The organism is Bartonella tribocorum, from assembly GCF_002778015.1.
Lineage (GTDB): Bacteria > Pseudomonadota > Alphaproteobacteria > Rhizobiales > Rhizobiaceae > Bartonella > Bartonella tribocorum_B.
The window spans coordinates 1-23,174 of record NZ_NJPP01000031.1; the positions used below are offsets into that span (position 1 = coordinate 1).

13 protein-coding genes and 3 pseudogenes are annotated in these 23,174 nt (G+C 38.8%); all 16 read left to right on the forward strand.

Going from position 1 to position 23,174, the window contains the following annotated elements; translation table 11 throughout:
• A pseudogene (locus CEV08_RS07330) lies at window positions 1–448 on the forward strand (adenosine monophosphate-protein transferase); the annotation flags it as partial.
• Between the two features lie 320 nt (window positions 449–768).
• Window positions 769–2,391: a BID domain-containing T4SS effector gene (locus CEV08_RS07335; protein WP_100131028.1), complete on the forward strand. Its 1,623-nt coding sequence runs from the start codon at window positions 769–771 to the stop codon at window positions 2,389–2,391.
• Between the two features lie 163 nt (window positions 2,392–2,554).
• Window positions 2,555–2,761, forward strand: coding sequence for an antitoxin VbhA family protein (locus tag CEV08_RS07340; RefSeq protein WP_100131014.1), 207 nt, complete (start codon window positions 2,555–2,557; stop codon window positions 2,759–2,761).
• Between the two features lie 10 nt (window positions 2,762–2,771).
• Window positions 2,772–4,388, forward strand: a complete 1,617-nt coding sequence (locus tag CEV08_RS07345; protein WP_100131015.1) for a BID domain-containing T4SS effector — start codon at window positions 2,772–2,774, stop codon at window positions 4,386–4,388.
• A 164-nt stretch (window positions 4,389–4,552) separates the two neighbouring features.
• Window positions 4,553–6,223, forward strand: a complete 1,671-nt coding sequence (locus CEV08_RS07350) for a BID domain-containing T4SS effector (protein ID WP_100131016.1) — start codon at window positions 4,553–4,555, stop codon at window positions 6,221–6,223.
• A gap of 162 nt (window positions 6,224–6,385) precedes the next feature.
• Window positions 6,386–7,120: pseudogene (locus CEV08_RS07355) on the forward strand (Fic/DOC family protein); the annotation flags it as partial.
• A gap of 22 nt (window positions 7,121–7,142) precedes the next feature.
• Complete coding sequence (locus tag CEV08_RS07360; RefSeq protein ID WP_100131018.1) at window positions 7,143–8,756, forward strand: BID domain-containing T4SS effector; 1,614 nt, start codon at window positions 7,143–7,145, stop codon at window positions 8,754–8,756.
• 163 nt (window positions 8,757–8,919) lie between these two features.
• Window positions 8,920–9,126, forward strand: coding sequence for an antitoxin VbhA family protein (locus tag CEV08_RS07365; protein ID WP_100131019.1), 207 nt, complete (start codon window positions 8,920–8,922; stop codon window positions 9,124–9,126).
• A gap of 10 nt (window positions 9,127–9,136) precedes the next feature.
• Window positions 9,137–10,762, forward strand: coding sequence for a BID domain-containing T4SS effector (locus tag CEV08_RS07370; protein ID WP_100131020.1), 1,626 nt, complete (start codon window positions 9,137–9,139; stop codon window positions 10,760–10,762).
• 148 nt (window positions 10,763–10,910) lie between these two features.
• Entirely contained in the window at window positions 10,911–12,830 is a 1,920-nt protein-coding gene (traG, locus tag CEV08_RS07375; RefSeq protein WP_100131021.1) for a Ti-type conjugative transfer system protein TraG, read from the forward strand.
• Between the two features lie 492 nt (window positions 12,831–13,322).
• The gene (locus CEV08_RS07380; RefSeq protein ID WP_100131022.1) at window positions 13,323–14,957 is read left to right on the forward strand and encodes a BID domain-containing T4SS effector; all 1,635 of its coding nucleotides are present in this window, start codon (window positions 13,323–13,325) and stop codon (window positions 14,955–14,957) included.
• A gap of 2,017 nt (window positions 14,958–16,974) precedes the next feature.
• On the forward strand, window positions 16,975–18,573 hold the full coding sequence (locus tag CEV08_RS07395) for a BID domain-containing T4SS effector (RefSeq protein ID WP_100131025.1): 1,599 nt from the start codon (window positions 16,975–16,977) through the stop codon (window positions 18,571–18,573).
• A 299-nt stretch (window positions 18,574–18,872) separates the two neighbouring features.
• Window positions 18,873–20,258, forward strand: coding sequence for a BID domain-containing T4SS effector (locus CEV08_RS07400; protein ID WP_100131026.1), 1,386 nt, complete (start codon window positions 18,873–18,875; stop codon window positions 20,256–20,258).
• A 319-nt stretch (window positions 20,259–20,577) separates the two neighbouring features.
• On the forward strand, window positions 20,578–21,768 hold the full coding sequence (locus tag CEV08_RS07405; protein WP_100131027.1) for a BID domain-containing T4SS effector: 1,191 nt from the start codon (window positions 20,578–20,580) through the stop codon (window positions 21,766–21,768).
• Window positions 21,758–22,411, forward strand: coding sequence for a BID domain-containing T4SS effector (locus CEV08_RS07410; RefSeq protein ID WP_245407069.1), 654 nt, complete (start codon window positions 21,758–21,760; stop codon window positions 22,409–22,411). Before CEV08_RS07405 ends, CEV08_RS07410 begins: the two co-directional genes overlap by 11 nt.
• 304 nt (window positions 22,412–22,715) lie before the next feature.
• Window positions 22,716–23,174, forward strand: a pseudogene (locus tag CEV08_RS07415) (hypothetical protein); the annotation flags it as partial.

The following is a 23,174-nucleotide window of genomic DNA, read 5'->3' on the forward strand; positions in this document are numbered from 1 at the left end:
TCAGACACGTGCAAACGCTAAAAATCATACTGATATGCTCTATAATGCTGTTGTAAATTTTGGGCATGCTGTAAAAAACGCACATGCAGAAATTACGCAAGAATACACAACAGAACAAAATCGCCGTGCAACAACCGTAGAAATGCCAAGTAAAAACTTGCAAGATCTTTTTGCCTTGCCAAAAGAATTACAGCAAGAAGCTTTAGCAAAAAATCCTGAACTTCAACAAGAGCTGACCAACCTCGTAAAAAATATCAACTTTCGTCTCTCCATAACTGAACATAAAGCTATCAAAGATAATGAGTATGAAACATTAGGTCACAGCCTTGGTGTATCAGAAAATAAAGCTAAGCAAATTGCACAAACCGTCAAGCAAGCCAAAGAAGCGCACCAACAATCTTACACGCGCACAATCAACCGTTCCAATGCACTCGCTATGGCAAACTAAGAATGGATGCGCCCTTCCCATGAAAAGGGAAGGGCGCATAAACGAAAACGGGTTAGCGTTATCTTCTTTAAGACAATTATTAAAAAGCTGGAAAGGAAACATAAATGCCAGAAAAGACGGCAGAAAATCTTTTGTCGATGAAAGAAGAAGAATTAAAACAGCGCCGCAAAGACGTTAACGCCGCCATCAGCACCCATGCAATAGAGGGAATAACGCTTCATTCCACAACGCTAAAAATTTTAGAAAAATATGCGAAAGGGAATATTTCACTAGAAGAATTTAACACTCTTATGGACAACCTGAATTATAAAGAGGTAACAATGCCAAAAGCAAAAGAAAACGGAAGCCCCTCACCTGATCATTATACTTATCCTCAAAGCGCCACGCTCAAAAATAAATATGGAATACAAGACTTAAAATCCTTTTTGGAAAAATGCGCGCATGATACAGTAAAAGAAATGATCAATCTGCGTGAAGCAGCTCTACCAGAACAGTTTAATAGTTCCTATCTATACTCTATTCATCATAAGTTATTTAAAAATACCTTTGAATGGGCTGGACATCCGCGCCATATCCCCTTTACATTTGAAGATGGCACCACAGCCGTCATGCCTGAAATGAGAAAAATGGAATGGGATAATTTTTTTGCAATCGGTGATGAGATTTCGAAAGGCTTACAACTATTCGATCAAGTGCTTAGCCAAAAGAATAATTTGCAAGGCTTAACGCGCGAAGAATTTAACTTGGAAGCCGCAGACTTATTTAACTTTCTCAACTACATTCATCCATTCAGAGAAGGTAATGGACGCACACAACGAGTGTTTTTTGAAAAACTTGCTCAAGCCGCAGGCCATCACCTTGAATTTTCACTTGTCACACAAGAACGTATGGAGCTCGTCAGTGTTGTAGGAGCAGCATATGGTGATCTAAAACCGATGCAACATCTTTTTGAAGATATCTCTAATCCAGAAAAAATTGATCTTTTAAGAGAGTTTCTGGACAAAATGGAAAATATGGGACGTAATGTGAATGATATCCCTGTTATGGTTATAAAGGAAGGTGAGACTTACACAGGAATGTATAGAGGTGCTGCTCTTAACAGCTTTGTCATCAGTGTAAAAGGCGCTTTCATCATCGGCAATAAAGACCATCTTACACCAGAGCAACTCAAAACATTAAAAGCTGGTGATAAATTTACCTTCACTGTCCCCCATACACAAGAGTTAAAAAACACGCTCATCCCAAAAGAGACATTACCCCCTTTGGAAAAAACTGAACTTGCCGAACTCATTGCAGAAGACGCCCGTGTCCACATACGCCAAAAAGAAATCCAGCAATTGTCAAAAATTGTTTATGGTAGCTCAAAAACATTAGACAAACAGATGGCCAAAATTATTCAAAATCCAGATTTAGGTCAACAGCTTGCTGAGAAAATTGAAAAGGCACCGGACTCTATTGCTCATCTTGCTGGTTTTAGTTTCTACAACTTCCAAAATCAGGCACGTGCAAACGCTAAAAATTGTACTGATATGCTCTATAATGCTGTTGTAAATTTTGGGCATACTGTAAAAAATGCACATGCAGAAATTACGCAAAAACGTGCAACAGAACAAAGTCGCCTTGCAACAACCGTAGAAATGCCAAGTAAAAACTTGCAAGATATTTTTGCATTGCCAAAAGAATTACAGCAAGAAGCTTTAGCAAAAAATCCTGAACTTCAAAAAGAGCTGACAAACCTCGTAAAAAATATCAACTGTCGTCTCTCCGCAAATGAACATAAAGCTATCAAAAATGATGAGTATGAAACATTAGCGCGCAGCATTGGTGTATCAGAAAATAAAGCTAAGCAAATTGCACAAACCGTCAAGCAAGCCAAAGAAGCACATAAGCAAGCTTGCACGCGCACAATCAACCATTCAAATGTTCTCGCTATGGCAAGTTAAAAATGGATGAGACCTTCCTCTTTCATGGGAAGGGCGCATAAACGAAAACGGGTTAGCGTTATCTTCTACATTTGCAAAAAGAAAGACTAAACACCCGAAAAAATATGCCTGCTAAAAAAGGCTTATTTAAGAAAATTATTAAAAAGCTGGAAAGGAAGCATAAATGCCAGAAAAGACAACAGAAAATCTTTTGTCGATGACAGAAGAAGAATTAAAACAACGCCGCAAAGACGTTAACGCTGCCATCAACACCCATGCAATAGAGGGAATAACGCTTCATTCCACAACGCTAAAAATTTTAGAAGAATATGCGAAAGGGAATATTTCACTAGAAGAATTTAACACTCTTATGGACAACGCTGAATTATAAGGAGATAAAAATGCCAAAAGTTAAAAAACCTTCACCTGATCATTATATTTATCCTTACGGCACCGCTCTCAAAAATAAATATGGAATACAAGACGTAAAATCCTTTTGGGAAAAATGCGCGCATGATACAACAAAAGAAATGATCAATCTGCGTGAAGCACCTCTACCAGAACAGTTTAATAGTTCCTATCTATGCTCTATTCATCATAAGTTATTTAAAAATGCCTTTGAATGGGCTGGACGTCCGCGCCATATCCCCTTTACATTTGAAGATGGTACCACAGCCGTCATGACTGACATGGAAATACAGGGATTTTATGATAATTCTTTTGCAATCGGTAATGAGATTTCGAAAGGCTTACAGCTATTCGATCAAGTGCTTAGCCAAAAGAATAATTTGCAAGGTTTAACGCGCGAAGAATTTAACTTGGAAGCCGCAAACTTATTTAACTCTCTCAACTACATTCGTCCATTCACAGAAGGTAATGGACCCACAAAAGAAGTGTTTTTTGAAAAACTTGCTCAAGCCGCAGGCCATAGACTTGACTTTTCGCTTGTCACACAAGAACGCATGACGCTCGCCAGTGTTGCAGGAACAGTAAAGGGTGATCTAGAACCGATGAAACATCTTTTTGAAGATATCTCTAATCCAGAAAAAATTGATCTTTTAAGAGAGTTTATGAATAACATGGGAAATAAGGGATATAATATGAATCCTCATCCTGTTCTGGTTGCACAGGAAGGTAAGACGTACACGGGACGGTATAGAGATACTGGTTTTCACAGCTTTGCCATCAATATGAACGGAGCTTACATCATCGGCAATAAAGACCATCTTACACCAGAACAACTCAAAACATTAAAACCTGGTGATAAATTTACCTTCACCGTTCCACAAACACAAGAATTAAATAAAACGCTCATCCCAAAGGAGACATTACCCACTTTGAAAAAAACTGAACTTTCCCAACTCACTGCAGAAGACGCCCGTGTCCACAMAAGCCGASAAGAARTCCAGCAATTGTCAAAAATTGTTTATGGTAGCTCAAAAACATTAGACAAACAGATGGCCAAAATTATKMAAAATCCAGATTTAGCTCAAMAGCTTGCTGAAAAAATTGAAACGGCACCGGACTCTATTGCTCRTCTTGCTGGTTTTAGTTTCTACGGCGTACAAAMTCAGACACGTGCAAACGCTAAAAATCATACTGATATGCTCTATAATGCTGTTGTAAATTTTGGGCATGCTGTAAAAAACGCACATGCAGAAATTACGCAAGAATACACAACAGAACAAAATCGCCGTGCAACAACCGTAGAAATGCCAAGTAAAAACTTGCAAGATATTTTTGCCTTGCCAAAAGAATTACAGCAAGAAGCTTTAGCAAAAAATCCTGAACTTCAAAAAGAGCTGACAAACCTCGTAAAAAATATCAACTTTCGTCTCTCCATAACTGAACATAAAGCTATCAAAGATAATGAGTATGAAACATTAGCGCGCAGCATTGGTGTATCAGAAAATAAAGCTAAGCAAATTGCACAAACCGTCAAGCAAGCCAAAGAAGCACACCAGCAAGCTTGCACGCGCACAATCAACCGTTCCAATGCACTCGCTATGGCAAGTTAAGAATAGATGCGCCCTTCCCTTTTCATGGGAAGGGCGCATAAACGAAAACGGGTTAGCGTTATCTTCTACTTGTGCAAAAAGAAAGATTAAACACCCGATAAATTATCGCCTGCTAAAAAAGGCTTATTTAAGACAATTATTAAAAAACTGAAAAGGAAGAATAAATGCAGGAGAATAGGACAAAAGATTCTTTCTTATGGAAAGTACTGAATTATAAAGAAATTTCTTCACCTTATCATTATACTTATCCTAACAGCCGCACGCTCAAAAATAAATATGGAATAAAAGACTTAGAATCTTTTTTAGAGAAATGCGCGCATGATACAGCAAAAGAAATGATCAATCTGCGTGAAGCACCTCTACCAGAACAGTTTAATAGTTCCTATCTATGCTTTATTCATCGTCAGTTGTTTAAAAATACCTTTGAATGGGCTGGACAGCAGCGCCATTTCCCCTTTACATTTGAAGATGGCACCATAGCCGCCATGCCTGACATGGGAGTGCTGGGAGGAAATACTGCTTTTGCAATCGGTAATGAAATTCCAAAAGGCTTACAACTATTCGATCAAGTGCTTAGCCAAAAGAATAATTTGCAAGGCTTAACGCGCGAACAATTTAGCTTGGAAGCCGCAAACTTATTTAGCTTTCTCAATAAAATCCACCCTTTTAGAGAAGGGAATGGACGCACACAACGAGCATTTTTTGAAAAACTTGCTCAAGCCGCAGGCCATCAACTTGACTTTTCGCTTGTCACACAAAGACGCATGACGTTCGCCAGTGTTGTAGGAGCAGTAAATGGTGATCTAAAACCGATGCAATATCTTTTTGAAGATATTTCCAATCCAGAAAAAATTGATCTTTTAAAAGAGTTTATGGATAACAAGGAAAATATGGGACGTAATGTGAATGATCGCCATGCTGTTATGGTTGCAAAAGAAGGTGAGACTTACACGGGAATATATAGATATGCTGGTCCTAACAGCTTTGCCGTCCATGTGAACGCTGGTGTCATCATCGGCAATAAAGACCAACTTACACCAGAGCAACACGAACAATTAAAACGTGGTATTCCATTTACCCTCACCGTCCCACCAAAACAAGAATTAAAAAACACACTCATCCCAAAGGGGACATTACCCCCTTTGGAAAACACTGAATTTGTCAAACGCATTAAAGAAGAGGCCTGTGTTCATACAAGCCTAAAACAGATCCAGCAATTGTCAAAAATTGTTTATGGGAGTTCAAAAAAATTAGACAAACATATAGCCAGAATTCCTGACGATCCAGCCTCATGTCAAAAGATTGCCAATCAAATTGCCAATCAGATTGAAAATAAACCGAACTCTATTGCTCGTCTTGCAGGTTTTAGTTTATGTGGACTACAAAGTCCGGCACGTGTAAACGCTAAAAATCATCTTGATATGCTCTGTGATGCTGTTATAAATTTAGGGCATGCTGTAAGACAGGCACAGATAGAAATTACGCAAGAACACGCCATAAAACAAAGTCACCGTGCAATAAAAGTAGCAATGCCAAGTAAAAGCTTGCAAGATATTTTTGCATTGCCAAAAGAATTACAGCAAAAAGCTTTAGCAAAAAATCCTAAACTTCAAAAAGAGCTGACCAACCTTGTCAAAAACATCAACTGTCGTCTCTCCACAGATGAACATAAAGCTATCAAAGATAATGAGTATGAAACATTAGCGCGCAGCATTGGTGTATCAGAAAATAAAGCTAGGGAAATTGCACAAACCGTCAAGCAAGCCAAAGAAGCACACCAGCAAGCTTGCACGCGCACAATCAACCGTTCAAATGTACTCGCTATGGCAAACTAAGAATGGATGAGACATTCCTCTTTCATAGGAAGGGCACATAAACGAAAATGGGTCAGCGTTATCTTCTAGCTTTGCAAAAGAAAGACTAAACACCCGAAAAAATATGCCTGCTAAAAAAGGCTTATTTAAGACAATTATTAAAAAACTGGAAAGGAAGAATAAATGCGGGAGAATAGGACAAAAGATCTGTTCTTATGGAAAGTACTGAATTATAAAGAGCCAACAAGACCAAAAGAAATTTCTTCACCTTATCATTATACTTATCCTAACAGCTCCACGCTCAAAAATAAATATGGAATAAAAGACTTAGAATCTTTTTTAGAGAAATGCGCGCATGATACAGCAAAAGAAATGATCAATCTGCGTGAAGCACCTCTACCAGAACAGTTTAATAGTTCCTATCTATGCTTTATTCATTATCAGTTGTTTAAAAATACCTTTGAATGGGCTGGACATCTGCGCCATATCCCCTTTACATTTGAAGATGGTACCACAGCCGTCGCGCCTGAAATGAGAAAAGTGGAATGGGATAATTCTTTTGCAATCGGTAATGAGATTCCAAAAGGCTTACAACAATTCAATCAAACGCTTAGCCAAAAGAATAATTTACAAGGCTTAACGCGCGAAGAATTTAACTTGGAAGCAATGAACTTATTTAACTTTCTCAACCAAATCCACCCTTTTAGAGAAGGAAATGGACGCACACAACGAGCATTTTTTGAAAAACTTGCTCAAGCCGCAGGCCATCACCTTGAATTTTCGCTTGTCACACAAGAACGCATGCTGCTCGCCAATGTTGCAGGAGCAGTAAATGGTGATCTAGAACCGATGCAACATCTTTTTGAAGATATCTCTAATCCAGAAAAAATTAATCTTTTAAGAGAATTTATGGACAACGCTGAATTATAAGGAGGTAAACATGCCTAAAGTTAAAAAACCTTCATCTAAACATTATATTTATCCTGGAAGAATGACGCTCAAAAATAAATATGGAATACAAGACTACACATCCTTTTTGGAAAAATGCGCGCATGATACAACAAAAGAAATGATCAATCTGCGTGAAGAGCCTCTACCAGAACAGTTTAATAGTTCCTATCTATACTCTATTCATCATAAGTTATTTAAAAATACCTTTGAATGGGCTGGACATCCGCACCATATCCCCTTTACATTTAAAGATGGTACCATAGCCGTCATGCCTGAAATGAGAAAAATGGAATGGGATAATTCTTTTGCAAGCGGTGATGAAATTTCGAAAGGCTTACAACAATTCGATCAAACGCTTAGTCAAAAGAATAATTTGCAAGGCTTAACGCGCGAAGAATTTAACTTGGAAGCCGCAAACTTATTTAACGCTCTCAACTACATTCATCCATTCAGAGAAGGTAATGGACGCACACAACGAGCATTTTTTGAAAAACTTGCTCAAGCCGCAGGCCATCAACTTGACTTTTCGCTTGTCACAAAAGAACGCATGACGCTCGCCAGTGTTGCAGGAGCGGTAAATGGTGATCTAGAACCGATGCAACATCTTTTTGAAGATATCTCTAATCCAGAAAAAGTTGATCTTTTAAGAGAATTTATGGACAAAATGGAAAATATGGGACGTAATGTGAATGATCGCCCTGTTATGGTTGCAAAAGAAGGTGAAACTTACACGGGAATATATAGAGATGCTGGTCCTAACAGCTTTGCCGTCAATATGAACGGAGCTTTCATCATCGGCAATAAATACCATCTTACACCAGAGCAACTCAAAACATTAAAACCTGGTGATAAATTTACCTTCACCGTCCCACAAACACAAGAATTAAAAAACATACTCATCCCAAAGGGGACATTACCCCCTTTGGAAAAAACTGAACTTGTCGAACTCATTGCAGAAGATGCCGATGTTCATACAAGCCTAAGAGATATCCAGCAATTGTCAAAAATTGTTTATGGTAGCTCAAAAACATTAGACAAACAGATGGTTGCGATTCTTAAAAATCCAGATTTAGATCAACAGCTTGCCAATCAGATTGAAAATGAACCGGACTCTGTTGCTCGTCTTGCAGGTTTTAGTTTATGGGGGCTACAAAGTCCGGCACGTATAAACGCTAAAAATCATCTTGATATGCTCTGTTATGCTGTTGTAAATTTTGGGCATGCTGTAAGACATGCACAGACAGAAATTACGCAAGAATACGCCATAAAACGAAGTCACCATGCAACAACAGTAGAAATGCCAAGTAAAAGCTTGCAAGATATTTTTGCATTGCCAAAAGAATTACAGCAAGAAGCTTTAGCAAAAAATCCTGAACTTCAAAAAGAGCTGACCAACCTTGTAAAAAACATCAACTGTCGTCTCTCCGCAAATGAACATAAAGCTATCAAAAATAACGACTATGTAATATTAGCTCTCAGTATTGGTGTATCAGAAAATGAAGCTAAGCAGATTGCACAAACCGTCAAGCAAATCAAAGAAGTACACCAACAAGCTTGCACGCGCACAATCAACCATTCAAATGTTCTCGCTATGGTAAACTAAGAATGGATAAAGCCTTCCTCTTTCATGGGAAGGGCGCATAAACGAAAACGGGTTAGTGTTATCTGCTATCTTTGCAAAAAGAAAGACTAAACACCTGAAAAAACAGGCCTGCTAAAAAAGGCTTATTTAAGACAATTATTTAAAAACTGGAAAGGAAGAATAAATGCCAGAAAAGACAACAGAAAATCTTTTATCAATGACAGAAGAAGAATTAAAACGACGCCGTCAAGCCGTTAAAGCAGCAATCAGCTCCCATGCAATAGAGGGAATAACGCTTCATTCCACAACGCTAAAAATTTTAGAAGAATATGCGAAAGGGAATATTTCACTAGAAGAATTTAACACTCTTATGGACAACGCTGAATTATAAGGAGGTAAACATGCCTAAAGCAAAAGAAAAAAGAATCCCCTCACCTAATCATTATACTTATCCTCAAAGCGTCACGCTCAAAAATAAATATGGAATACAAGACTTAAAATCCTTTTTGGAAAAATGCGCGCATGATACAACAAAAGAAATGATCAATCTGCGTGAAGAGCCTCTACCAGAACAGTTTAATAGTTCCTATCTATGCTCTATTCATCATAAGTTGTTTAAAAATACCTTTGAATGGGCTGGACATCCGCGCCATATCCCCTTTACATTTAAAGATGGTACCATAGCCGTCATGCCTGAAATGAAAAAATTGGTATGGTATAATAATTCTTTTGCAATCGGTGATGAGATTTCGAAAGGCTTACAACAATTCGATCAAGTGCTTAGTCAAAAGAATAATTTGCAAGGCTTAACGCGCGAAGAATTTAACTTGGAAGCCGCAAACTTATTTAACGCTCTCAACTACATTCACCCATTCAGAGAAGGTAATGGACGCACACAACGAGCATTTTTTGAAAAACTTGCTCAAGCCGCAGGCCATCAACTTGAATTTTCGCTTGTCACAAAAGAACGCATGGAGCTCGCCAGTGTTGCAGGAGCAGCATATGGTGATCTAGAACCGATGCAACATCTTTTTGAAGATATCTCTAATCCAGAAAAAATTAATCTTTTAAAAGAGTTTATGGACAACATGGAAAATATGGGACGTAATGTGAATGATCACCCTGTTATGGTTGCAAAGGAAGGTGAGACGTACACAGGAATGTATAGAGGTGCTGCTCTTAACAGCTTTGCCTTCAATGTGAACGGAGCGTACATCATCGGCAATAAGGACCATCTTACACCAGACCAACTCACAACATTAAAACCTGGTGATGAATTTACCTTCAGCGTCCCACAAACACAAGAGTTAAAAAACACGCTCATCCCGAAGGAAATGTTACCCCCTTTGGGAAAAACTGAACTTGCCGAACTCACTGCAGAAGAGGCTGGTGTTCATATAAGCCGAAAACAGATCCGGCAATTGTCAAAAATTGTTTATGGTAGCTCAAAAACATTAGACAAACAGATGACCGAAATTATTCAAAATCCAGATTTAGGTCAACAGCTTGCCAATCAGATTGAAACGGCACCGGACTCTATTGCTCATCTTGCTGGTTTTAGTTTATGCGGCTTACAAAATCAGGCACGTGCAAACGCTAAAAATCATATTGATATGCTCTGTAATGCTGTTGTAAATTTTGGRCATGCTGTAAAAAATGCACATGCAGAAATTAYGAAAGAATACGCAATAAAACAAAGTCACCGTGCAACAACCGTAGAAATGCCAAGTAAAAACTTGCAAGATCTTTTTTCCTTGCCAAAAGAATTACAGCAAGAAGCTCTAGCAAAAAATCCTGAACTTCAAAAAGAGCTGACCAACCTCGTAAAAAATATCAACTGTCGTCTCTCCRCARATGAACATAAAGCTATCAAAAATAATGAGTATATGATATTAGTTCACAGCATTGGTGTATCAGAAAATAAAGCTAAGCAAATTGCACAAACCGTCAAGCAAGTCAAAGAAGTACACCAGCAAGCTTGCACGCGCACAATCAGCCATTCAAATGTTCTCGCTATGGCAAACTAAGAATGGATAAAGCCTTCCACTTTCATGGGAAGGGCGCATAAACGAAAACGGGTTAGTGTTATCTGCTATCTTTGCAAAAAGAAAGATTAAACACCCGAAAAAAGAGCATTTCGCAGCAAATTCTAAAGAGAATTGAAAGTATAATACAATGAGATACACCAAGACACAAATGGTCCTTATTTTAATCCCAATTGCTTTAAGTGCTTTAACAATATTCCTTATCCCTCATCTTTTGTCGTTTATAATAAATGGCCTAAAGAGCGATCAAATTTACTGGGCTCTTCGTTCAGAACCTTTATTAATTTTAGCACTAACAGCTACTGTTTCATTGTTGTATTGTCTCTCTCAAAAACTGCACCTACGCAAAGGGATCACCTTTGTCTCAGCTTTCTTGTTCGGCTTCACTGCTCTTTACTATATTGGGGGCGAAATAAAGCGTTTAAGTCCCTATGTTGGCCAACAAGGAATAACGTGGAGCTATGTTCTAAAGTTCATGGATCCCATGGTTATCTTTGGTACTATTATTGGCGTTGCTCTTTTAGCGGTTCAGCTCATCACAGCCTCTCCCCGTACAAACAAAATCAAACGTGCCAAAAAAGGTATTCTGGGTGATGCTTCATGGATGCCTTTACAAGATGCAGCGAAGATTTTTCCTGCCAATGGACAAATTATTGTGGGAGAAAAATACCGTGTTGATCAAGATAATGTGTGCAAAATTCCCTTTGCACCTGGAAATAAAACAACATGGGGTAAGGGTGGAGCAGCACCTTTACTAACTTTTAATCTTGATTTTGGTTCAACCCATATGATTTTTTTTGCTGGTTCTGGTGGCTATAAAACCACAAGCACAGTGATTCCTACGTGTTTAACCTATCCTGGATCTATTATTTGTCTTGATCCTTCAACAGAAGTTGCCCCAATCGTTAAATTTGCCCGTCAAAAGATGGGGAATAGAAATGTTATTGTTCTCGATCCCAATTCACTTTTAACAAAAAACTTTAATGTCATCGATTGGCTTTTAGATGACAGCGTCCCACGCACACAACGTGAAGCTAATATTGTAAGCTTTTCCAAATTGCTTCTTACAGATAAAAAATCAGAAAATTCTTCAGCGGAATATTTCTCGACACAAGCCCATAATCTTTTAACGGCTCTTCTGGCTCATGTCATATTTTCTGATGAATATGAAGACTATGAGCGCAATTTAAAAACATTACGCTCAATTCTCTCTCAATCAGAAACAGCTATTGTTAATCAGTTACGCATGATTCAAGAAACAACCCCTTCTCCTTTTATTCGCGAAATGGTTGGTATTTTCACAGAAATGGCAGAACAAACCTTTTCAGGTGTCTACACAACTGCCTCAAAAGACACTCAGTGGCTTTCTTTATCTAATTACGCAAATCTTGTCTGCGGTGATGATTTCTCCTCCTCAGATATTGCCGATGGCAATACAGATGTTTTTCTCAATCTCCCTGCCAGCATTTTAAATAGTTATCCAGCGATAGGACGTGTAATTATTGGCGCCTTTCTCAATGCCATGGTTATAGCAGATGGTAACTATAAAAAACGTGTTTTATTTGTCTTAGATGAAGTTGATCTTCTAGGCTATATGAATATCTTAGAAGAAGCACGCGATCGTGGACGCAAATACGGAACATCCTTGATGCTTTTTTATCAATCCACTGGTCAGTTGGTCAATCACTTTGGAGAAGCAGGAGCACGCTCATGGTTTGAAAGCTGCTCTTTTGTCAGCTATGCTGCCATTAAAGACCTCCAAACAGCGAAAGATATTTCAGAACGCTGTGGTCACATGACCGTTGAAATCGCCGGAATGAACAAATCAAGAGGCTTATCTTTAGGAAAGAGTTCTTACAACATCAATTATCAACAAAGAGCCTTGATTTTACCCCACGAAGTTATTCAAGAAATGCGTCAAGACGAACAAATTATTCTTATGCAAGGACAACGCCCTTTACGTTGTGGTCGAGCGATCTATTTTAGAAGAAAAGAAATGTTAGCCGCGGCTGCAAAAAACCGTTTTGCCCCAAAAGCACAAAAAAGCTAAAAAACATCCTTTAATGGAGACCATGCATAAAAAAAACAACATCAAGGGATAAAAGCAAAGATTCCATTTCATAAAGGCCTATAAAGAAGGAGTTTTCGCATGTTCCAGCAAAAAAATATGAGGGAAAAAAGTCTTTAAAGGGTGTTTGTATAGCTGTGTTCACCAATACCCATATTTTTTATAAAGCATCCCCTCCATTACCAAACAATGAGTACCAATCATGTCTACACCTTAAGATTCCCATCAAAAGATTTTTGAAGACAGCTGTTTTATAAGAAATATGTATGAAAATAATACAAATGAACCATTCTCTCTCAGTAAAAGAAAAAAGCGCCAAGATAAGGATTGATACAATCAAAAACACTTATGAATTTTAAGAGCTTCTTTTTCCTTATCTAAGGCTTGAAATCTCAAAAGAATATGCAAGGGGGAATATTTTACAAAAAAAGTTTAAGACTCTCATGAAAAGTGCAGCATGATAAGGAGGTAACAATGCCAAAAGCAAAAGCAAAAGCAAAAAATATATCTCTACCTTCTCCCCATAATTATCTCTATCCTGGTACGCAAATACTCAAAAATAAATATGGAGAAACAGATTTAAAACTCTTTCTGGAAAAATGTTCCCATGATATAGAACAAGCAAAGGTTAATCTGCTTACAGAAACTTTACCAGAATGTTTTGATTCCGCTTATCTATGTCATATCCATAAACAATTGTTTAAAAATACCTTTGAATGGGCAGGATATCTGCGCCATACTTCCTTCACATTTGCAGATGGTAGCTCTGCGACCATGCCAGAAATGAAAAGAACGGAATGGGGAAATGCTTTCTCAACTGGTGAAAAAATCCTCGAAAACTTACAAAAATTAGATCAAACACTTGCCGAAAAAGACAATTTGCAAGGTTTAACGCGCGAAGAATTTGTCGAGGAAGCAACGAGCCTATTTGATTCTCTTCATAAAATCCACCCTTTCATAGATGGCAATGAGCATGCAGAACAAATCTTTTTTGAAAATCTCGCCAAAGCCGCAGGGCATCAGCTTGATTTTTCACTTGCCACAAAAGAACGCATGATGGCTGTCCGTAGTGAAGCCATGCAATATGGCAATACACAATTAATAAAAGATCTTTTTGAAGATATCTCTCATCCAACAAAAAGGCGTCTTTTAAAAGAGTTTATAGGCAACGCAAATGATACAGGACGCGACGTGAGTAATCGCCTTGTTATGGTGACAAAGACAGGAGAAACCTACATAGGAACCTATAGAGGTTCTGGTTCAGAATGTTTTGTCATCGACATGCAAGGCACTTTGGTCATTGGCAACAAAGATGATCTTGCACCAGAACGATTAAAATCATTAAAACCCGGTGACACCATTAGCTTTACCGCCCCCAACAGCAAAGAGCTTGAGAATATCCTCATTCCAAAAGAGGCATTAGCGCCTCTTACAAAAAGTGAATGTGCCAAAAAGGTTATGCGAAGATCCTATGTCCTCACAGCTCAAAAGCGAATTCGGCAATGCGCAAAAGCTGTTTATGGCGACGCAAACATATTAAACGAACAGATAGCAGAGATTATTACAAATCCAGAATTAAGCCAACAGCTTGCTGATCAGATTAGAAAAATACCAAGCTCTATTTCTCCTCTTGCTGGTTTCAGTATATTCGGCTTACAAAGTCAAGCACGTGTAAACGCTCGCAATCATATTGATGCACTCTCTACTGCAGTTGCAAGTTATGGGGATATTGTAGAACGTGTACATCATGCAATCACTCAAAAACACCAAATTAAACAAGAAAGCCTTGGAAGGGCAGTAGAAAAGCCCAGTCAAAACTTGCAAAATCTTTTTTCTTTATCACCGGAACAACAAAGAGAAAACTTGTCTCAATCTCCTCAATTATACCGAGAACTGAGTATTTTTATACGCAGCCTAGAGCGTCGTCTCTCATCAAACGAATGGAGTGCGATCAGAAACAAAGATTATGAAACACTTGCACAAAGTATTGGTATATCAGAACAGAAAGCACGAGAAATTACCGATATTGTTCAAAATGCAAAAAACGCCCATAACCAATCCTATACACGCACCCAAAGTCGTTCAAATGAACTTGCTATGGCCAGCTAGAAAATATGAAACTTTGTTTTTTGATTTAAACACTCAAGCGGAAGAAATATTTTAATATTCTTATCATCCCTTGCAAAGAACAGATTACTTAAGCACTCTACCACCAATTTTGTAAATAGCATATAGATCATATCCAGAGCAATTGGACGGGGCAATTGTTAATTCTTTTTAAAGGTCATGATCGACGCTGATGAAAACTACAAGAGTCTATTTTGTTTGTCTTAGATGGAGTGGATCTTCGTGGTTATATAAATATTTTAAAAAAGTGCTCACTTTATCCCACGAAATTTTTTTTCAAGCGATGCACCAAGACAAACAAATTATTCTTATGCAAGGTCCTACGTTGTGGTTGAGATACCTATTTTACAATAAAAGAAATGTTAGCGGCTGCTGAAAAAAACCGTTTTCCCCCAAAGCACAGAAAAACTAACTGTTATGGTAAAATATAAACAAAAAATCCCAACAAAAAACACATATTCCTGTTTTTTTAAAAACCTATGCACAAAAAGTTTTCCCTCTCCCATTGAAAGAAAACATGATAAAAAAATCCATACTTTTCCTTTTTATATTCTGTGCATCGTTTTACCAGCGCCCACATAGTCTTGAGAAAATCTTTATAAAAAACGCTCACACCCCCAACCAATAGCGACATCAATATCCTTCCTTGGAAGGAGAATACATTCTTACAAAGTTTTTCATATATAATTTAAACACTATATTGATTTATAATAATAAGTCATATTATTTTGTATTAAATAAGCAACCCAATAGCATAAGATTTTCTCGTTTTAAATCTGTTTCATGTTGACCCAATCAAAACCATGTCGCTTGTACATCAAAAGCAGAAAGCCTCATATGGCGTGAATTGTAAAAGAAAGGCATGCCTTTTCATGAACCGCCCCAAGGTCTAAAGGGTGGGATATTTTAGCGCTAGTAAAATGTGTGCTGGTACCGACTTCTTTATGACGTATCAAAATGAGGGCACTCAATACGTTTCATGGGGGCTTTTACTGTTATACCATTCACGAACATCGTTGCCAAATAGGTGTGTTAAAAGATGTCTTTTTAAAACAAATCTATGAAGATGCAACACAAGGGTGTTCTGTTTTATGTAAAGGGTGTGCCTTCATTAAAGAACGTCATAAACAAAAGATTTGCCTTTGAAACACGAAACTCTCAAAATACCCACACGACACACACTGATTTCGCCCCCCAAAAAAAACTCCAAGATATATAGCAAAATGAATAAATAACTCTTCGACAAGATTCCCCCCCTTTACGATAGCATCACGTGTTCTATTTTAACCATCAAACGCTGAAAAAATGCTTTTCTTTCCAGCCAAAGAGAGATTTTTCTCCTGTTATGGATGTTAAAGCAACTCAATATAATAAGAACGACAACACAAATTAAAGAACACTTTGTTGCAAACGATATACAAACAAGGTGTCCACATAGACCAACAAGAAAAACATAATGGAGAGAAATTCTTGATAACTGCTCTTATTCATAGGCTTTCCAACCTGAAAACTGTGTATGAAAAGCCCCCAAATCATCCGATAAGCAAGAGCGATCCTCTCCGCCATATCTACAAGCTTTATAAAAGCGTTCTTGCAAACAACCTTGTTAAAGACAAAACAGCACAAATCTTAAGCAACATTTTGCTTCTCAACCTCTTTCCCCGCCTCAAAGGGCGAAGATTTCACCCAGAGTCGATTTATAAAAAAACACCTTTTCCCCCTCATGGGATTCATATCGCCATCTTAATGATCCGTATTTTATAGCGCAACAGAATAATAAAAAAAGGAATAGGCATGAAAACAATTGTAACCGATCATTTTTCATCTCTCACACCCAAAGCCTCACACAAGGGTTGATACAATATCATCATACACATGAGGGAAGAGCACTTCCTCTCATCACACTCAAAATCTCAAAAGAATACGCGAAGGGGAATTTTCAACATACAGCGTTTAAAATGCGCATCAACCACCATCTTATCCTTTAAGGAGAAATGATATGTTAGAGCAAAATTATCTATACAAAGGAACCCCAACACTCAAAAATAAATATGGCATCAAAAACCCCCAAAAGCTGTATGAACGCTGTGCCCATGACACCGCTAGAGAAGCCGTCAACTTTCGCCATGAACCACCGCCTCAAAAATTTGATACCAACTATCTCAAATTAATTCACTGGAGCCTCTTCCACCAAACCTTTGAATGGGCAGGCCACACCCGCGATACATCCTTTACATTTGAAGATGGCACCTCTGCTTATATGCCAGCGATGCGTCCCAAAGGTTATGAAATTCCCTTTGCTGTTGGCACACAGATTAAAAAAGAACTCCAACAACTCGAAAAAACATTGAGCAGAAAGAACAATTTAAAAGGCTTATCGCGCCAAGAATTTGCTGAGAATGCTGCTGAAGTGTTTATGGCCCTCGAGCACGCACACCCTTTCCGCAAAGGCAATGGGCGCGTCAATCGAATGTTTATGGAAAAACTTGGACAAGCAGCAGGACATACCATAGACTTTTCTTTCATCACAAAAGGACGCATGACAGCAGCTTGTATTGAAGCTATGCAACATGGAAATTCCCAACCAATGAAAGATCTTTTTGAAGATATTACACATCCACAAAAATCCTTTGTATTAAAAGAATTTATCTCCCAGATGAGAGAAGCTGGACTGGATGAAATTAACAATTGTATTGTTATTGCAGCAAAAGAAAATGTATCCTATGACGGCATCTTTAGAGGCACTTCAGCAGAAGGTTTTGTTATGGAAGTAGAAGGAGCTTTCGTCGTCGGCAACAAAGATGATCTTTCCCCAGAACACGTCAAAACATTACAAAACGGCGCCCGCCTCTGCTTTCAAAAAAATAACGTTCAAAATGTAAAAGAAACACTGATCCCAAAAGAAACATTAGCATCTCTCACCCATGAAGAGTTATTTGCAAGAGTTTTAAATGATCCATATGTTGAAGCATGCCGAAAAGAAATCGAACATTTATCAAAGATTGTTTATGGTAGAGCCCACGCCTTAAAGACAAAATTGGATATCATAACGGCAGCTCCAAACTTAGGAAATCAATTTGCTGATGAAACTCTACAAAACCCTCAATCAGTTTCTAACCTTGCAGGGAGACAAATATTTGGCATGAAAAGTCCAAGCCGCAAGTGCGCGGAACAGACTGTTCCACAACTCAGCCAAGCCCTTGAAAATTATGGCGCAATAACACAACAAACAAAAGATGAAATTTTAGAACATCACCAAAGAGAACAAAATCGCCTAAGCCACGTGATCGAAAAACCTGGAAAAAATTTACAAAATCTTTTTGCCTTATCCAGTGAACAACAAAGAGAATCTTTATTGCATTCTCCAACATTACGACAAGAGCTCCACACCTTTTCACGCCAGCTACAAAATCGTCTCTCCTCAGAAGATCGTAAAGCCATACAAGAAAAAGATCTTACAAGATTGGCGTGCCTTCTTGGTACATCAGTAAGCAAAGCGAAAGAAATTGCACATGCTGTAAAAAATACCAAAGAAGCACAATGTCAGATGCGAACCCTTAAAGTGTGTCGTTCTCCATCGCTAGCTCTTACCGGCTAAAAAACCGCTTTGACTTTTTTCTCATTCTTTAGCGCTCTTAATTTTGATTGCACAAAAAATTGTCTTAAAACATTACAAAAAACTATTCTAAAAAGCTTCGAAAATTTTATTTAACTTATTGATAATAGTTTCACAAAAAAACTGTATAAAAGACATAAATACCGATTACCTTACTCTGTGAATAGCGCAAATCTTTGGAAACCATTCAAATGGATATCTTCCTTTTTATAAAGCAAGCGCAGTATAAAAGGGGGAGAGTGCACCAAAGAGGTTTCTCAAAATATTGAAAAGAAACGTGCATGAAAAAACATAATCCATCCCCTTCTTCTGTTGTAGGAGAACTAATAAAACGCTTTGAACAGCGGAATATTGAGCAAACTAGCGGAGAAAATCGCCCCTCTGAACCCATCTATGCAAAGGTGAACAAACCACCTAAAGAACAGCGCCCAGCACAAACACAAGAAACTATCTATGCACCACAAAAACCACTAGGGAATCCCTATGACAGACTTGGTGGGGTGCCAAGCGATGGGCGACGTGCCACAAAACTCGCAAACCCCTATGAAATCGTTAATCTGTCAACAGGTGAAACAGAATTCCAACACCGTGAAAATCCTCTCTACGATACACAGAGTGGAAGCACTCAGGATATGCAACATCCCCAAAACCCAGACAAACATCTCTATGCAGAGCTTGATTTTGGTACAAATAGCGAGCGCCCTCCCCATAAACCTCTAGAATCTGTCTATGCAAAGGTGAACAAACCACCCAAAGAACAGCGCCCAGCACAAACACAAGAAACTATCTATGCACCACAAAAACCACTAGGGAATCCCTATGACAGACTTGGTGGGGTGCCAAGCGATGGGCGACGTGCCACAAAACTCGCAAACCCCTATGAAATCGTTAATCTGTCAACAGGTGAAACAGAATTCCAACACCGTGAAAATCCTCTCTACGATACACAGAGTGGAAGCACTCAGGATGTGCAACGTCCCCAAAAACCAGACGAACATCTCTATGCAGAGCTTGATTTTGGTACAAATAGCGAGCGCCCTCCCCATAAACCTCTAGAATCTGTCTATGCAACTGTTGGCATAGGCGCAGAAGGTGGGCAAGAGCACTTAAAACAAGGAGACCTCACCCATGAAAGCACTGGCGCAGGAAGGACAACACCCCCTCCAAGGACTCGGAAAGGTACGATCATGGCAAAGATTGTTCAACACCAAAATTTCCAACATAGTGTAAAAGAAATCCAAAACCTGTGTCAAATTGTTTATGGTAACCAACATGCCTTAAATAAACAACTCTCTAAGATTCTTGATGATCCTCGAGACGGAGAGCGAATTCTATGGGAACTTACGGAAAACCCTGAAAGCCCTGGGAAGTTTGCTGGAAGAACAATCTTTGGCGTAAAAAGTTCAAGCCGCAAACAAGCTCAAAGCGAGTTTCGGCATCTTTGTTCATCTCTTGACAAATGTATATTTCAAGCGGAGAAGCTGTATCAGTATTTTGCACGTGCGTATGACGAAGAGCGTGGGCATCTAAAAGAAAAAAGCCCAGAACAGCATGAACGCGAACGTCATCGTCATCACTCACAAGAAAGAGATCAAGGCTCTCCAGAACAAAGTGCACAACGCAGACAGGGCCCAAAAACCGATAAAGGAGTAGCTTTTTCAATGTAAACGCACAGAGTTTAAAAACGCGTAAATTTTTGTCTCTCAACTGATTTTTCGGCTCGATTGTAAAAAGGTGAGTGTGCTAGAGTTTGTTATGAAATGTAACAAAAAATCATCGGTATAGATTGTATCATTTACTATAATTTATTGATAATAATTCATGACAAACTTTATAAAAGATATAAATGTCTATTACATATCAATATAAACAATACATAATTTTTGGAAGATATCCAATGTGATATCTCCTTTTTCTTTAAAAACATCAAAAAGCGGAGGATGCGCCCAAGAGGTTTTCTAGAACAATTCTTAAAAGGAAGCAGCCATGAAAAAAAGTCACCCACAACCAGCCCCCCAGAATCCAAAAACCCAGAATCCAAAAACCCAGAATCCAGAAGCTCTCTACGCAAAAGTTAATAAACCGCATAAAAGAAGAGAAGGTCCGCGTATACTAAGTTCAGAAGAAGTACAAGCAGCACATAGAAATCAGCCTCTCCAATCAAAGAGCTTTCCTTATGATTATCCTCGCGGGAGAAGAAGTAATGTGCAAGAGCACCTACAAGAACATCACTACGACAGACCAAGAGGAAAAACAAATGACTATGACACGCCCTCCAAACAGCCAACAAAAGCGATCTATCCCCCCAAAAAACCACAAGAGGATCCCTATAACAGACTTGGTGGAGCACCAAGTAATGGGCGACGTGCCACAGAACTCGCAAGTCCCTATGCAATCTTTAATTTGGAGACGGGCGAAATAGAGTTCGAACAGCAAATAAATCCCCTTCACGATTCAGTTAACGGGAGCACTCAGGATGTGCAACATCCCCAAAACTTAGACGAACATATCTATGCAGAGCTTGATTTTGGTGCAAATAGCGGGCGCCCTCCCCATAAACCATTAGAATCTGTCTATGCGACTGTTGGCATAGGCGCTGAAGGCGGACAAGAACCCCAACAACAGACAAATCCACTCTACGAAGGCGTTAGCAGAAGAACCACTCCCCCTCCCAGAACCGCAAAAGATATGGTTACGAGCAAGCTTTTACAAAATATAGACTTTCAATATGGTGTAAGAGAAATCCAAATCTGGTGCCAAACTGTTTATGGTAACGAATATGCTATGAATGAAAAACTAGCTCAGATTCTTGATAAGCCTCAGGATGCAGACAAAGTTTTATGGGATCTTGCAGCCAATCCTAAAAACCCTGGCAAGCTTGCTGGAAAAAAAGTCTTTGGCATAAAAAGCCCTGATCGTAAAGCGGCTGAAAAGGGTCTTTCTCCCCTTTTCGCAGCTCTTGAAAGACATATAGATACGACAAAAAAGCTCCATAGACAGTTTACGCGTGAGCTTGAAAAAGTCTACAAACACGAAAGTCCAGAAAGAGACCCAGAACACAAACATCACCACCACCACCACCATCGTCATCACGCAAGAGGACGAAAACCAGACAGTCCAGAGCACAGCCCTCAACGAGAAAGACATGGAGAAAAAGGAATGGCTCATGCCATGTAAGAGTTTTTCCGCCCTATGTGTCACCGTTGATTGTTATACAGAAGCTGTAAAATATGCAAAAGATAGCCTATCGCAATCTCCAGAGCAAGAGCTTAAAAACTATGAACGCATTATGGGGAAGGCAGCTGTGACTAAACTTCTGCAAAAACCGGATCATTCTCAAAGGGAAAAAGAAAACCTTTCAGAGACAGAAGTTTCTACTCAAATTCACCAACATGCAAAAGTCAAGAGATACCATGCCCAAATCCGATATTGGTGTGAAGTTGTTTTTGGCAACGCAAACATTTTGCAATCACAAGTAGAAGAACTTTTTCAAAACCCTGAATCGATAGAACAGCTCGCACAGCAACTTGCTGGAAATCCTCAATCTTTTCACAACTACGCTGGTCGCAACTTTTGTGGCTTAAAAAATAAAGCACGCAGACATACTGAAGCGGGTCTATCTCACCTCATTGACGCAACTGACAATTATGCAACAACTGTCACACAAGTAAGAGAGAGCCTTTCAAGAACTCAGCAGACAAAACAAGAGCGCAATGAAGCATCTTCTGAGAGAGCGCACGTCTTACATCAACAACAAAGAGAAACAGATTTTCGTCCTCGCAAAACTGCCGCCCCCAAAACGATGGCTTTTGCCAACTGAACAGAAATAAATTTTTACGTTGCATCTAACATTTTGACGCAACACTGGACAGAGGTGAATTACGCCAAGCAAGAGAGAAAATTAAATAAAATTCATGCCTCCATCACTTAATCTAAGCTATTGGTAAAAAAAGCATTTAGAGAGTGATCACGATCTGTACAAATAAAGTCAAATTTTATAGGATCACTAGATCCGTATATCTTATCTATGGAAACATAGTTGAAAAGCATAAACAAAATAAACACCAACGTATATGCTTAAATAGTGTTGAAAAACGATATTGAAGAGTTTAAAAGGAGAATGCATGAAAAAAAGATCCCCTTCCCCTRKAATAGYCGAAATGATGCAAAAATTTCAACAACAGGATGAACAATCCCTCACCAACCCTCCCCAAGATTCTCAAAGCATGCAAGCCGCCACAATCCCCCTCAGCACAGAAAATCCAGAGGACCCCTCCACGCATACAAAAAAAGCTCCACCAAAACCACCACGTGCAAAAGATAGAAAACAAAACACATCAACAACTCAAGAGAGAAAAAATCTCTATGAAACCTCTACGACACAAACGTCTCTACACATGAAAGACGCAGAGCAAACCAGTATAGAAGTCCCAAAACCTGAAACCATCGCCCCAAGCGTTAGGTCAAAAACACCAAGTGAACAATCAGGATCATCTAACGAACCAAAAACATCTATTAATCCAATGGAAAAAAGGATATTGCTCGAAGCACATCAAGAAGGAATACGCTTTTTGTGCAACAAG